At 30.6% G+C, this 14,429-nt stretch carries 13 protein-coding genes; 6 read left to right on the forward strand and 7 right to left on the reverse strand.

The window, feature by feature from the left end; genetic code table 11:
* Positions 1 to 15 precede the first annotated feature (15 nt).
* Both B2S02_RS15520 and B2S02_RS15525 read left to right on the forward strand, forming a co-directional pair.
* Positions 16 to 708, forward strand: a complete 693-nt coding sequence (locus tag B2S02_RS15520; protein ID WP_346849078.1) for a hypothetical protein — start codon at positions 16 to 18, stop codon at positions 706 to 708.
* 77 nt (positions 709 to 785) lie between these two features.
* The gene (locus B2S02_RS15525) at positions 786 to 1,292 is read left to right on the forward strand and encodes a hypothetical protein (RefSeq protein WP_346921001.1); all 507 of its coding nucleotides are present in this window, start codon (positions 786 to 788) and stop codon (positions 1,290 to 1,292) included.
* A gap of 174 nt (positions 1,293 to 1,466) precedes the next feature.
* Here the strand turns inward: B2S02_RS15525 and proC are convergent, their stop codons facing one another.
* The 3 genes from proC to B2S02_RS15540 all read right to left on the reverse strand — a co-directional run bounded on the left by proC (position 1,467) and on the right by B2S02_RS15540 (position 5,652).
* Complete coding sequence (gene proC / locus B2S02_RS15530; protein WP_346849080.1) at positions 1,467 to 2,267, reverse strand: pyrroline-5-carboxylate reductase; 801 nt, start codon at positions 2,265 to 2,267, stop codon at positions 1,467 to 1,469.
* A 97-nt stretch (positions 2,268 to 2,364) separates the two neighbouring features.
* Positions 2,365 to 4,737, reverse strand: a complete 2,373-nt coding sequence (gene hypD, locus B2S02_RS15535; RefSeq protein WP_346921002.1) for a trans-4-hydroxy-L-proline dehydratase — start codon at positions 4,735 to 4,737, stop codon at positions 2,365 to 2,367.
* A 3-nt stretch (positions 4,738 to 4,740) separates the two neighbouring features.
* On the reverse strand, positions 4,741 to 5,652 hold the full coding sequence (locus B2S02_RS15540) for a trans-4-hydroxy-L-proline dehydratase activase (RefSeq protein WP_349680282.1): 912 nt from the start codon (positions 5,650 to 5,652) through the stop codon (positions 4,741 to 4,743).
* A 367-nt stretch (positions 5,653 to 6,019) separates the two neighbouring features.
* Between B2S02_RS15540 and B2S02_RS15545 the strand changes: the two genes are divergently transcribed.
* On the forward strand, positions 6,020 to 6,430 hold the full coding sequence (locus tag B2S02_RS15545; protein ID WP_346877957.1) for a hypothetical protein: 411 nt from the start codon (positions 6,020 to 6,022) through the stop codon (positions 6,428 to 6,430).
* 68 nt (positions 6,431 to 6,498) lie between these two features.
* On the opposite strand, the gene B2S02_RS15550 is transcribed toward B2S02_RS15545, so the two are convergent.
* The 4 genes from B2S02_RS15550 to B2S02_RS15565 all read right to left on the reverse strand — a co-directional run bounded on the left by B2S02_RS15550 (position 6,499) and on the right by B2S02_RS15565 (position 11,030).
* Complete coding sequence (locus tag B2S02_RS15550) at positions 6,499 to 6,852, reverse strand: hypothetical protein (protein ID WP_346877958.1); 354 nt, start codon at positions 6,850 to 6,852, stop codon at positions 6,499 to 6,501.
* A complete protein-coding gene (locus B2S02_RS15555; protein WP_346849084.1) occupies positions 6,852 to 7,220 on the reverse strand; it encodes a PqqD family protein in 369 nt (122 codons plus the stop codon). Before B2S02_RS15555 ends, B2S02_RS15550 begins: the two co-directional genes overlap by 1 nt.
* Positions 7,221 to 7,316: 96 nt before the next feature.
* Complete coding sequence (locus B2S02_RS15560) at positions 7,317 to 9,224, reverse strand: OPT family oligopeptide transporter (protein WP_346877960.1); 1,908 nt, start codon at positions 9,222 to 9,224, stop codon at positions 7,317 to 7,319.
* A gap of 300 nt (positions 9,225 to 9,524) precedes the next feature.
* A complete protein-coding gene (locus B2S02_RS15565; protein ID WP_035131673.1) occupies positions 9,525 to 11,030 on the reverse strand; it encodes a YfcC family protein in 1,506 nt (501 codons plus the stop codon).
* 772 nt (positions 11,031 to 11,802) lie between these two features.
* Here B2S02_RS15565 and B2S02_RS15570 point away from each other — a divergent pair.
* The 3 genes from B2S02_RS15570 to B2S02_RS15580 are packed head-to-tail and all read left to right on the forward strand — an operon-like array spanning position 11,803 to position 14,400.
* On the forward strand, positions 11,803 to 12,177 hold the full coding sequence (locus tag B2S02_RS15570) for a GntR family transcriptional regulator (RefSeq protein ID WP_346877961.1): 375 nt from the start codon (positions 11,803 to 11,805) through the stop codon (positions 12,175 to 12,177).
* 1 nt (position 12,178) lies between these two features.
* Entirely contained in the window at positions 12,179 to 13,087 is a 909-nt protein-coding gene (locus B2S02_RS15575) for an ABC transporter ATP-binding protein (RefSeq protein ID WP_346877962.1), read from the forward strand.
* The gene (locus B2S02_RS15580; RefSeq protein WP_346878300.1) at positions 13,069 to 14,400 is read left to right on the forward strand and encodes a hypothetical protein; all 1,332 of its coding nucleotides are present in this window, start codon (positions 13,069 to 13,071) and stop codon (positions 14,398 to 14,400) included. The genes B2S02_RS15575 and B2S02_RS15580 overlap by 19 nt, the downstream gene beginning before the upstream one ends.
* Positions 14,401 to 14,429: the final 29 nt, after the last annotated feature.

Below are 14,429 nucleotides of genomic sequence, written 5' to 3' on the forward strand. Positions count from 1 at the left end.
TAGGAGGGGATCTTATTGGTAAAAAAGTTTTATATACATAGTAACATAGATAATATAGGTGAATGGGTTATGGCACTAATATTAATGATACCTATAGAAGTGCTAGCGATGCTTGTATGTGTAAGTTTTATTAAGAATGAATATATAAAAGAAGGTATCCTTAATGACTTTTTAGAACCCATATTTATAGGTACTGCTGTTTTAAGTGCTACTGTTTTAATTTTGATTGCTATTATTATACTTATAGTTGGATTTAAGGTTTCCAAGCATGTACCTATAGATATATTTTATGGTCATTTATATGAACCTGCTGAAAGCTTAGTCTATGCTATTGATTACGATAAAAATATCTTATTCGCATATGAATATGAAGATTACAGCAAGAGCACAAAGTCACCTTCATTATTAAAAAAAATATTTGGTAACACTCTATTGAAAAAATTAACAAATGAAAAATCTAAGAGAAATCCTAAAACTTTAGATACATGTACAAAAATTAGCAATAATGGACCTACCTTAGTTATGAACTTTGAAATGCAAAATTTTTCAGTTGTAGAGAATAGAAGAGGTTATATTGTTCTAAAGACTGATGGAATAGAACATGGTGAAACAGAAAAAAAATCTAAACGTAAAACTTTTATTATAACATCTAAATATAAAAAATATAGAAGACTTAAAAAATTTATTTTAAAAAATGAGGTACAATAATGAGAAAAAAATTATTACTCTTCATTATAATTCTAATAGCTGGAACAATAATTTATTATAATAAATATAGCAACATAATGGAATCATATACATTAGAAACTGAAAAAAAAATACATGATGCAATGGGTAAAAATTTACCCTATTATAATATAGATAAAGACTGTAACTATATTACATGCGAGTGGAAGCCTACTTCTAAGTCTGAAGATGATAAAAAATGGCTTAGCCATATAGATAACGCTTATCATGAATTTTACTTTATTTCTTCTACTACTAATAATAACTATATTCTAAAAAATACCACAAGTAGTAGATGGGACCTTTCTGAGCTTACTGAAAATGCTTTTAATGATTGTTATGAAAGTGGTAAAGCATTAAATAACTTTTTTGGAGAGGAAGTTATTAGATATGAAGATTTTTTACAATTTAAAAGTATATATGAAGAAAGTGAAAATCATGATGCTTATTTACGAAAATTAAGCCCTAACTACGAATCTATTTACACTATTATGATACATGGTTTATACCTAGATGAGGGCGATCTATCCTATACTATAGACCTTAGCATAAAACCTAGAAAATAGTACTTCTAATAACATTCAAAAAGAACTATAGGAAGGACACATATCCTTCCTATAGTTCTTTTTCATTGTTTGTGTGTTGTAATTTAAGGTTAACTGTCTACTGTAACATATTAAAGAGTGATAATGATTTAACATGTCGGGGATATCAATAGACAGGGGATAACTTTAATAACTCTACATTTTTCCTGCCTTTTCTACACATGCCTTCATAGCTTCAATGACACTGCTACGTAAACCTCTTTCTTCTAAAACTCTCACCGCTTCTATAGTCGTACCTCCTGGAGAACATACCATATCCTTTAATTCTCCTGGATGTTTACCTGTTTCCATTACCATCTTAGCACTACCATAAACTGCTTGAGCTGCAAACTTGTAAGCTTTATCCCTTGGCATGCCTTCCATTACCGCTGCATCTGCCATGGCTTCAATAAACATAAATACATAAGCCGGTGAACTTCCACTTACAGCCATAACTGCATCCATCATTCTTTCCTCTACAACTTCTGCTTTTCCAAAGCCACTTAAAATATTACATATATAATTTAATTCTTCTTCACTGACTAAAGCATTTTTACACACTCCAGTGATTCCTTCTCCTACAAGAGCTGGCGTATTTGGCATAGTTCTAACTATCTTCACAGCTCTTCCAAATTGACCTTGTAATTTTTCAAGACTTTGACCTGGTGCTATAGTTACTATGATAGTTTCATCCTTAATCACAGATGAAATTTCTTTAATTACATTATCATAATATTGAGGCTTTATAGATAAAACTATCACATGACTATTCATTGCTACTTCTTTATTATCAGCAGTAATATTTATACCTAGCTCCTTATTTGTGTTAGCTAATCCTTCAGCATATGAATCAGAAGCTATAATTTCCTCTGCACTAAGAATCTTAGATGAAATAATTCCTCCGATCATAGCTTTTGCCATATTTCCACAACCAATAAATCCTAACTTCATTCCCATTTTAAAGACCCCTTTATATTTATATTTTTATAATATGCTCCGCCTCGCATTCACTCGGTGGAGTAACTTCCACTAACCAAATCATAGATTTGGAGTGTCAGTTAAATCGCTGTTCTGTTCTGTTTATTATTTCGTCCTGAAGTTCTTTGCTTAGATTTCTGAAGTGGTCACTGTAACCTGCAACTCTTACTATTAAATCCTTATAATCTTCAGGATATTTTTGAGCTTCTATTAAAGTTTCTCTATCAATTACATTGAATTGAATATGATGGCCATCCATATTGAAATAAGCTCTTACTAAGTTAGCCATGTGGTCTAGTCCTTCTTCTCCTGCTACTACACTTGGGGTGAATTTTTGATTTAGAAGAGTTCCTCCAGTTCTTAGATGATCCATCTTAGAGGCTGATTTTATAACCGCCGTTGGTCCATTAGTATCTGCTCCCTTTTCAGGTGATATCCCTTCTGATACTGGTTTATGAGCAAGACGACCATTTGGACTAGCTATCATCACTTCTCCAAAGTAAACATGGCAAGTAGTCGGTAGCATATTGATTCTATAACATCCGCCTTTAACATTTGGTCTACCAGTTATTATTTTATTATACGCATCAAATACTGATGTCATGATTTCATCAGCATAATCATCGTCATTACCGTATTGGGGAGTTTTATTTCTAACTAGATTTGCAATTATCTCATTGCCTTTAAAGTTATTTTCTATGGCTTCTATCAATTTTTCCATGGTAAATTTCTTTTTATCATAGACATTATATTTTATAGCAGCTAGAGAATCAGTAATAGTTCCTATACCAACCCCTTGTATATAGTTAGTATTGTAACGAGCTCCTCCTGCATTGTAGTCTTTTCCTTTTCTTATGCAATCATTAGTTATAATTGAAAGAAAAGGTGCAGGCATATAATCTGCATATATTTTTTCAATGATATTACTTCCTTCTATTTTTATATCTGCAAAATACTCTATTTGTTTTTTATAAGCACTAAATAACTCTTCATAGTTTTTAAATTCCTTAGCATATCCTAATTCTAATCCTAGTTGCTTACCACTTACTTTATCATATCCATTAAATAATGTTAATTCTAATATCTTCGGTAGGTTAAAGTATCCTGTTAAAATATAGGCTTCATTTCCAAATGCTCCAGTTTCAACACATCCACTAGTACCACCTCTTCTTGCATCCTCTATGGATTTACCTGCATTAAGAAGTTCTTGTACAATGGCCTCTGTATTATAAAAGGCAGGTTGACCCCATCCCTCTCTAGAGATTTCACAAGCTCTTTTCAGGAATCTCTTAGGGGTTTTTTTACTGATTTGTACATTTGAGCTTGGCTGAAGCAGCTGCATTTCATCCATGCAATCTAGGATTAAATAGCTTATATCATTTACTCCATCTTGCCCTTCAGGTGTAATTCCACCAGTGTTAATGTTAGCAAAGTCAGTGTAGGTACCACTTTCCTTTAAGGTTACTCCTACCTTTGGAGGTGATGGTTGATTATTAAACTTAATCCATAGACATTCCAAAAGTTCCTTAGCCTTATCTTCATCTAAAATACCTTCCTCTGCATCTCTTTCATAGAAAGGATTTAAGTGTTGATCAAGTCTTCCTGGACTATATGCATCCCAAGGATTTAATTCTGTAGTTACTCCTAAATGAACAAACCAATACATCTGTATTGCCTGCCAGTAAGTCCTTGGAGCATGGGCTGGTACTACTTCACAGTTCGCTGCAATTTGAAGTAGCTCCTTTTTTCTTTTCTCATCTATTTCTTTGCTAGCTAGATCTCTAGCATATTTAGCATATCTCTCCCCTAGAATCATAATAGCATCACAGCTAATACTCATAGCATTTAGTTGCTCTCTTTTTGAAAATGCTTCTTTGTCATTTAAAAAATCCAATTTACATATAGCTTCCTTAATTTCATTTTTATAATCTAAGAATCCTTTTTTGTATATATTTTCAGAGCCTACTGTATGCCCTGGACCTCTTTGCTCCATGAACTCAGTAAAAATTCCACTTTCATAACACGACTTCCACTTATCACTCATGGCATTTATAATTTTATTTCTAATAGATCTTTTTTCCCAGTAAGGAATAATTTCTTCTTCCTGAGTTTTTAAATCCTCTTCATTTACTTTAAAGCAAATTAATTCTCTATCATTCATTATGTGCATATCTTCAAGGGTATGACAACATAGTTCTGGAAATGTTGGAGCTGCCTGTGGTCCATCTCCTTTTTCTCCAACTATAAGTTCCCCATCATTAATGCATAAAGTTTTGTTCTCCATAAAATACTTAAATGCTAAAGCTCTCATTTCTGGAATTGATACAGAACCTTCATACTTCTTATAGGCCTCAGTCATTAGCTTAGCTCTCTCCATATATATATGAGGAACAGTGTTTACACTTTGAGTCCTTAATTTTTTTATTCTTTCATTCATGCCTCTTTCCATGAATTAACCTCCTATTTTTATATTTATAAATCCAGCCTTTTCAAATTTCCCCTTTACAGTCTCCATTCTTTCCTTACTAGGTGCTTCAAAGTTAACTCCTTCATAGACCTTTTGAAGTCTCTCATATTTGCTCTTCCCTGTATTATGATAAGGAAGTAAATTTATCTTATGTACATTTATATTATTCTTTAAAAATTTTATTAATTCTTCTATAGATTCATCATCTGCATTAACCCCTTCTACCAAGGGTATCCTTATATTGATATTTGCTCCAGCTTCACTTAACTTTTTTAAGTTTTCAAGAATAAGATTATTAGACTTTCTTATATATTTTATATGCTTTTCATTATCCATAAGTTTTATATCATATAAAAAAGTATCTACATACTTAAGTATTCTATTATAATTTTCGTAGGGAGCTTGACCACAAGTATCAATGGCAATGTTATATCCCTTTTTCTTCAATTTTTTTAATAATTCTTCTATATAGTCCATGTTTTGAGTCATAACCTCTCCGCCAGATAATGTAATCCCTCCACTTGATTCCTCATAAAACATTCTATCTTTTTCTGCTTCCTTAACAAGCTGTGCTACTGTATATTCTTTCCCCACAATTTCACGAGCATTATTTACACAATAGTCAATACATTCCTTACAAAGATCACACTTGATTTTATCTGTAACAACGCATTTTTCTTCCTTTGAAATTGCCCTTTGAGGACAACTATCTATACATGCCATACACCCTGTACATTTTTCTTCATTGTACATAAGTTCTTCACTATAATTTTGACTTTCTGGATTATGACACCATAGACAAGATAGTGGACATCCCTTGAAAAAAATGGTGGTACGAATTCCATTCCCATCATGGATAGAATACTTTTGAATATTAATAATCTTTGGCAAGTTCAACATATCACCTCAACTCACATTGATAAATAAAATTTATACTCTTAAAAATAAATTCATATATATGAATTTATTTAATTATATTTTCACTTTAATTATAAAATTTATTATATCCAATGTCAAATAATATATTTTCATAAATATGTTGTAAATCTATAAAACTTCATACATTTTTTTATTCTTACTATATCTTTAATTTGATAGACTAACTTTAATCAATTACTGCGTCAACCGTTGTAGCACATAATTCTTCACATGACTGTGTAAAAGTTTGCATTTGCATAGAATTCTATATATAATGATATTTATACCTTATTATTTGTTTGAATAGTAATTATTATATACATATAGTGATTTTGGAGGAATTTTAATGTCAAAGGAAAAAAAGATTGAAAAAGCAAATGCAAAAGCAAGAAAAAGATTAGAAAATGCCATGAATAATATTTATGTAAAGTTCACTTTATTTAAGGAAGTTCATGAAACTGCATATAAATTAAACCCTGAATATAAGTACTTCTGGGATAAACATCCTGCCGAAACTAAGCAAGATATACTAAAAAATCAAAAACCTATGGATATGAATCTAAGCAAGGGCAGAATTCCAGAAATGCAGTTCGGCTTTGGAACCTTAGGCTTTGGCTATGGAATAAAGAGATTATTCTCTAGTGAAAGGTTATCTTCAGAAGAAAAAATAGAAATTTCTGTTACTTGTGAAAAGTTTACTAAAACTGTAAGAGCAGTAAATGAAACTCTTTGGAGAAAACCACCAAAAACTTTATAATTAGTTATAGAAAAAGTGTGCAAAATCATATGATTGTGCACACTTTTGTTATATTTAATTTATTTTTATTATCTTAATTTATACACCCTTTTATTACTATCAACATCTTCCATGATTAGATTTTTATTCATCATAAATTCTATTAAAGTTCTTGTAAATTCTTTTTTGTCAGTGACTACAGCTTTTTTTCTGCTATAGAATTGGGAAGCTGTAACGCCTAAAACTTCTTGCTCTATTTCCGATTTTGTAATGAACTTTTGTGTTTTTAACTTCTTAATTACTTTTTGGGCACCCTTGCTATATAAGATTTGTAAAAGATCCTTCTGTTGTGCACCTGATTTTTTTAGTCCCCATGCATATATAATAGCAGTAGCTACTGCAAATAATAAAATACCTATAATTGTTTGAATTCTAATTGGCATTATTTATTCTCCTTCCCTATGTAAAGAATAAATTTATTCTCGTGAAGAATTTGAAAAAATTTTACTAAACGGTTTAGTAAAGGCTCTGCTTCTTTACCAAAGTGTTTCTTTACCTCTTCCGAAATACCAAAAATTGTATTCATTCCATCGATATAATTCCATATGAAAGTTCCATAGGCATCTAGCTCTATATGGCTAACTTTAGGTTTGTGGAAGAATTTTTGAGCAATTCTATTATGAAGTCCTTTATTAGGTATATCTACTACTACTAGTTTTTTTTCATTTAAAGACCAAGTGTATTCTTCATTTTTCTTTGGAATGTAATCTAAATAATTTTCCTTCTGTGCACTTTTTTCTTTATTTAACATGACTATTCACTTCCTATTAAATAATATCCGGCCTAGGTTTTCCCTAGGTCGGATAACTTATTTTTTATTTTAATAGACTATTGCAAGAAATAATTTCTATTTTCTAATCTTATTTTTAGATGCACTGAATTTGAATATTGTGAATATTAAGAACAAGAAGAAGATTAAACCACCAATATTGCCTAAACTTATAGTTTCTGAAATATTAATTACATCACCAAGAGTAGATGCTCCAATTGGGATAATTGCAAATACTGCAAGTAAAATACCTACTAATCCTTCACCAGCAATTAAACCTGAGGTGTATAAAATACCATTCTCAACAACTTGACCTCTTTCTTCTTCTGAAACATTTTTCTTCTTATCAAAGTATAATCTTACTAATCCACCAGCCATAATTGGTGTACTTAAGTGAATTGGTAAATAAAGTCCTACAGCAAATGGTAATACTGGAATTCCTAGTATCTCAATTACAATTGCAATACCTGCACCTGCAAATACTAGTGCCCAAGGAAGATTTCCTTCCATTACACCTTCTACTACCATCTTCATTAATGTTGCCTGTGGCGCTGGTAATTCTGTAGAACCATAACCCCATGCCTTATTTAATAGGTATAACACTCCACCTATAGCTATGGCAGATACTAGCACTCCAATTAACTCGCCGATTTGTTGTTTTTTAGGTGTTGCACCAATGATATAACCAGTTTTTAAATCCTGTGATGTATCACCAGCAATAGCTGCTATAATACATATAATTGAACCAATTGCGATTGCAGCAGTCATACCCTCTTGTCCAATAGTTCCTGTAGCTTTTAAAATAATTGTTGCAAACAATAATGTTCCAATTGCCATTCCTGATACTGGGTTATTACTACTTCCTACTAATCCTACCATTCTAGAAGATACTGTAGCAAAGAAGAATCCAAATACTACAATTATAATTGCACCAACTAGATTTACAGGAATTACAGGTACTAGCCACATTAATATAATAATTATTAAGCAAGCTGCTAAAATACCTTTCATAGGTAAATCTTGTTCTGTTCTAAGGTCACTAATAGTGTTACTTCTACCGTAGCTCTTCATCGCTTGCCTAAATGTTTTCACAATTAATGGTAGTGACTTCACTAAGCTTAAAATACCCCCCATTGCAACAGCACCTGCACCGATGTAACGGATATATTTACTCCAAATTGTAAAAGAATCCATAGCGCTTATAGGATCTGCACCTGGGTATATAACTGCATCTCCGCCAAATAAACTAATTAATGGCATTAATACAAACCAAGCAACTATTCCACCAGATAACATGTATGCAGATATCTTAGGTCCACATATATAACCTACTCCTGCTAGTGCTGGAAGTACGTCTATACCTACTCCAGATCCCTTATAGCCTGTAAGTTCATAATGTACTTCACTTGGAAATAACTTTAATCCATCAGCAATAAATTTGTATAATGCAGCTATTCCAAGACCTGCAAACACTGTAGAAGATTTTGCTCCTCCCTGTTCACCAGCAAGTAAAACTTCTGCACAAGCAGTTCCTTCTGGATATGGAAGCACTCCATGTTCTTCAACAATAAGAGCTTTACGAAGTGGTACCATAAATAAAACACCGAGAATACCACCACAAAGTGCGATAATTCCAATTTCCAGTAAAGATGGTGCTTCTGTTCCCCATTCTGATGCCCACATAAATAATGCTGGTAATGTGAAAATAGCTCCAGCTGCAAGTGATTCACCAGCAGAACCAATTGTCTGAACTATGTTGTTTTCAAGAATGGAGTCTTTTCTTAGAATAACACGTATAACTCCCATTGAGATAACCGCTGCTGGAATTGAAGCTGATACTGTCATACCAACTCTAAGACCTAAGTAAGCATTGGCTCCACCAAAAAGTACTGCCAGTAAAATTCCTAAAATAATAGATGTTAATGTAAATTCGGGTACGACTTTTTCAGCAGAAATGAACGGTTTAAAACTGTCTTCTTTTTTCATCAAATTCCCTCCCTATATATTCATCTTATTACATATTGTAGCATCCCTTGTTTTGTTTTACAATACGCTATATTACATTATATTATTTTTTATGAAACTTATAACTAATATACTATTTATAGTTAATATTTTTTATAAATTATTATTTATGTTAAATATTTAACTATAACAACTTTTATTTCTTATATTGCTAAATCAAAAGAAATAACTATCATATATATAAATACCCCCTAGGATAGACTATAATTAGCCTATCCTAGGGGGATTTTTTAAAATTCTATAAAGTTTTACTATTTCATATTAAAAATTAACTTGTATTAATAGCATTATTGCACTAAATGCTGCTATATATCCCATTAGAGGCATTATAAATTTTAACCACTTGTCATAAGTTACATCAACCATCTCTAATGTTGCAAGAATTAATCCTGTTGGAGTAATAAATGAAATTAATCCTAATCCGTATACATAAGCTGAAATTATAACATCTCTTGAAAGTCCAACTGAATCTGCAAGAGGAGCCATAATGGGAATAGATAGAACAGCCAGTCCTGATGAAGAAGGAATAAAGAATCCAAGTACTATAAATATTAAAAGCATTAGTACTATAAATATATTTCCGTTCATACCTGCTATAGCATTAGAGAAGAAGTTAAGTATTGTATCAGAAATCATACCATTTTCTAATACAAGGTTAATACTTCTAGCAACCCCTATAACTAATGCAACACTCATTAAATCAGCAGCTCCAGTTACGAATTGGTTTACAAACTCTTTCTCCCCTAATTTTGATAGGAATCCAATAATTATACCAGTTACTAAGAATAGAGCTGTCATTTCTGCGAACCACCAATCCAAAGAAGAAACTCCATAAATCATAACTACAAAGGTTAAAAGGAATATTAACAATATAATTTTGAATCTTAAAGTTAATTCTGGTGCTTCTCCTTGACTAGCAAATTTAGCTTCAATTTTTTCTTTGTCTGCAAATGTTAATGATTTACTTGGATCTGCTTTAACTTTCTTAGCATATCTTAAAATATATATTATAGTTATTAAAGTACCAAGAACAAAAGCAATAATTCTGAAGTTAAGTCCATTTGTAAAGCTTATTCCAGCAGCATTAGAACCTATAACTACTGAGAATGGGTTTACTGTTGAGAACATACTTCCTATAGAAGAACCCATGTATATTGCTGCAATACATACCATAACATCATAGTTTGCAGCTAAGAATACGGGAACCATTATTGGATACAGAGCTATTGTTTCCTCTGCCAGTCCAAAAGTAGTACCTCCAAGAGAAATCAAGAAAGTAATAAATACTATCAATATGTATTCTTTTCCTTTAGTTAATCTTGAAAGACTTGCAATCCCTGCATTAAATGCACCAATGTTATTTAATACTCCAATAACTCCACCTATAATAAATACAAATAAAATTATATCTATAGTATCATATACTCCGTTAATAGGTGATAGAATTATATCAATTATACCTTGTGGACTTTGTTCAACTTTTTCATAAGTACCTGGTATAGCTACTGGTTTATTAATACTACCATCTTCAAATTTAGAAATGTCACCAGTAACCTTAAGTTCATCTAAGGTTTCTTGAGTACCAGGCATTTCTTTTATATCTCCATTGGGAGCAGTAATCTCAAACACAGTGCTATCTGCATTATAAGATAACTTTGAATATGAACCAGCTGGTATCACATAAGTTAGTGCTGCTGCTAAAAGCAATACTATAATTAATACTGTAAAAGCAGTTGGAAATGATAATTTCCTTTTATTCTTTGCCATGTAAATCCCTCCAATAATTTAGTATTAGTGCTTGCCACATATAGTAGCTTAAATTATTTATATCTACTTTAAGCACATAGTTAATATTTTATTCATAAGCCAATAAAGATTTTATATTAGTAACATGCTCTTAAATATACACACTTTTATGAAATAATGAGAAACATTCATGTATTTTTGTATAATTATCCTATGAATTAAGAATTTTTATGCTTTAATTTAAGATTCTAGTCCTCATCGCTCTTTAAACGTTTTCAGACCTACGAAAAAATTTTTAGCCATTTCACGGCATAAATTCTATAATTTCCAGCATTTCCCCATCTTATCAATTTCTTTATTTATTTCATAATAATTTTATATTGTATATTATACTCATAACTTTCTTTACACGTATAAATAATAACTTGTCCTATGTACTTTAAGATTTTAGATATAAATCCAACAAATTTTGACTTTGAGAGTCAATATTTATCGATATTCTATAATTATATTACTATAAAATCACAAAAAAATAAAGTATCATATTCGCTCTTTTTCCCCTTTTTCCCCCTTATTTCTTATTAATTCTCAGCATTACACCTGTATATTCACATTTTTGTTCATTCTATGTTCATTTTTATAAGTTTTGAATTTATATTATAAAAATATTATCGTTTTATATTTTAATTATTTTTTTTAAAAGAATTGACATTAATTCCTAATGATAATATACTAAAAGTACAATACTACATTACTCATGTAATGTAGTTCCTGAAACAAAGGAGGTTTACCCTTGAAAATAGATGTAAATAGCCTAGTTCCTATATATGTTCAAATTGCAAATGCTATTGAAGATGATATTCTTAGTGGAACTTTGGAAGAAAGTGGTACTTGCTATTCTCAATTAGTAATTGCCAAAGAGCTTACAGTTAACCCTGCTACTGCAGCTAAGGGAATTAATTTATTAGTAGGAAGAGGTATTCTTGAAAAACAAAGAGGATTAGCTATGATTATAACTCCCAATGCAAAGAAAAAAATTATGAATAGAAGGAAAAATGAAACCTTTGAAAAACTGGTAAGAGATCTAGTCAATACAGCAAAAAAATTAGACTTATCTGAAGATTATGTACTTGAAACTATAAAAAAACACTATAAGGAGGATAAATAATATGACTTCTTGCATTATAGCTAGAAATCTTTTTAAAAGATATAAATCTAAGGTGGCTATAGATAATCTATCTGTAGAAATTAATGAAAATCAACTCATAGGTTTAATCGGTAGTAATGGCTCAGGTAAAACTACTTTTATGAAACTATGTGCAGGTCTAATTGAGAAAACCGAAGGAGAATTAATGGTTTTAGGTGAAGAACCCATGGATAATTTATCGGTATTAGAGGAAATTGTATATAGCTATCATAATATGTCCTATGAATCTAACTTATGTCTAGGTAGAATTGTTGAGTGTTATAATATGATGTACCCTAACTTTGACCTTAAGTTTGCAGAAAACCTTTTGAAACATTTTAATCTTAAAATGAAAATTAAGTATAAAAATTTATCTCAAGGTATGAGAAGTTTATTTAACTTTATATGTGGTATTTCCTGTCGTGCCAAGGTTACCATGTTTGACGAACCAATTTTAGGCATGGATATTAAAACTCGTAAATCTGTTTATGATATCATACTACGAGATTATATAGAACATCCACGAACTATAATTATTTCTAGCCATATTTTATCAGAGTTGGAAAATATTCTTTCAGAACTAGTAATAATTAATAATGGGTCTTTAGTTTTATATGAAGCTATGGATACTATAAAGGAGTCTGCCTATAGAGTAGATGGAAATCCTGATAATTTAGTAAATTTCATTAAAGATAAAAAAGTACTATATAAAGATTTTAGTAACATAACCTCCTTTGCAATAATAGAAGGCTTAATTACAGAATCTTTAGAGATAGAGATATCAACTAACAATTTGAATATTTCAAGAATTAGTCCCGAAGAGCTATATATTTATCTGACTGAAAATAATTATAATGGAGGCATGGAGGAGTTATGGATAAAAGACAATTAAAAAATATTAATAATCTATATAAAATACGCTCAAAAGAGCATAAAAAGGCACTTTGGATAATTTATATACTACTTGCATCCTTTTTTGCAATTGATTTAATTGCAACTCTTATGGATATTTTCACTTATTCTAAAGATGTAACTACCTACAGTCTACAGACCTATACCACTAATGGTCTTTTCCTAGCAATTAGTATAAGCATTGGAACTTTATTGTGGTATAACTCCTTCAATAATCAACATCAAGCTTTTCCCCAGGATAATAAAACAAGATTTATGTCTTATGCTCTGTTTAACTACATTACTCTATTAAAAGTGTCAGTAACTTCTTTACTTTTATACCTAATTCAATATAACATTTGGGCATTAATTGGAAAATTAAATTCTAATATATCTTTTGCTTATCCTATAAATTTACCTTTCTTAATCTCTGGTTTTATAGTTAATTTACTCTATGGCTCCATGTTAATTGCCCTGACTTTGTTAATCAATGTTTTGAGTAAAAAATTTCATATGTATTTCTATATTACTTTCATAATGTTTATAGTGGCTGCATTCTTTAACAATGGAGCTCTGTTCATTACCATTGGAAATCTTTTTAGCTTTTGGACTAAAGAACCTTCCCTTGGCATATTTGTTGTAAAGTGTACTATAACACTAGGAATTTTACTTATTTTGTCTGTAGTTATAAATAGTACTATAGTATATTATAAAGCTGAGACTAAAAATACAACTAAATCTAGATTTATTTTATGTGGAATTGCCCTTTTCTGTTTTATCATTGTGATATCTTTAAGTGTTTTTACCCATAATTATCCATACAATAGCAATAGTGAAATGGGATCTGATTCCATAAACTTTGTTAACGATAACCCCTTTAAAAATTTTGAAGAAAAAGAAATAGAAGTGGCTCTAACTAATCTTAACACTGATATCCCTATTGAAATAGTAACTCAATTTAATGAAGATGAAGAAAATATTTTTACTACTCGCTATAGCGACTCCTCAATAGAAGAAATTTATGAAAATATTATTGTAAAATACCATCTTCCCTGCAATGAAGTGGACTATATAAATCTTAATTATTTCAAAAACCCTATAGTTACAGCAAAACTTGAGGATAACAAACTATATATTAACTATACCTATGACGAAAACCAAAAGGTTATTCTTCTTAGCTCCTATGGTACAATGTCTCAATTTGATTGCTTTAAAGGGAAAACCCTCTTTAAATCTAATGCAGGTCACATGACTGGTAGCAGTGATGGTAGGATAGAAATAATCTATCCTAAGGGTACAAAATTTAAAAACTAAAAAATTAAAGCCATCTAAAAGGAGTAATT

Origin of the sequence: Clostridium sp. UBA7339, assembly GCF_002470865.1 — a bacterium.
In the GTDB taxonomy this organism is placed as follows: domain Bacteria; phylum Bacillota; class Clostridia; order Clostridiales; family Clostridiaceae; genus Clostridium_J; species Clostridium_J sulfidigenes.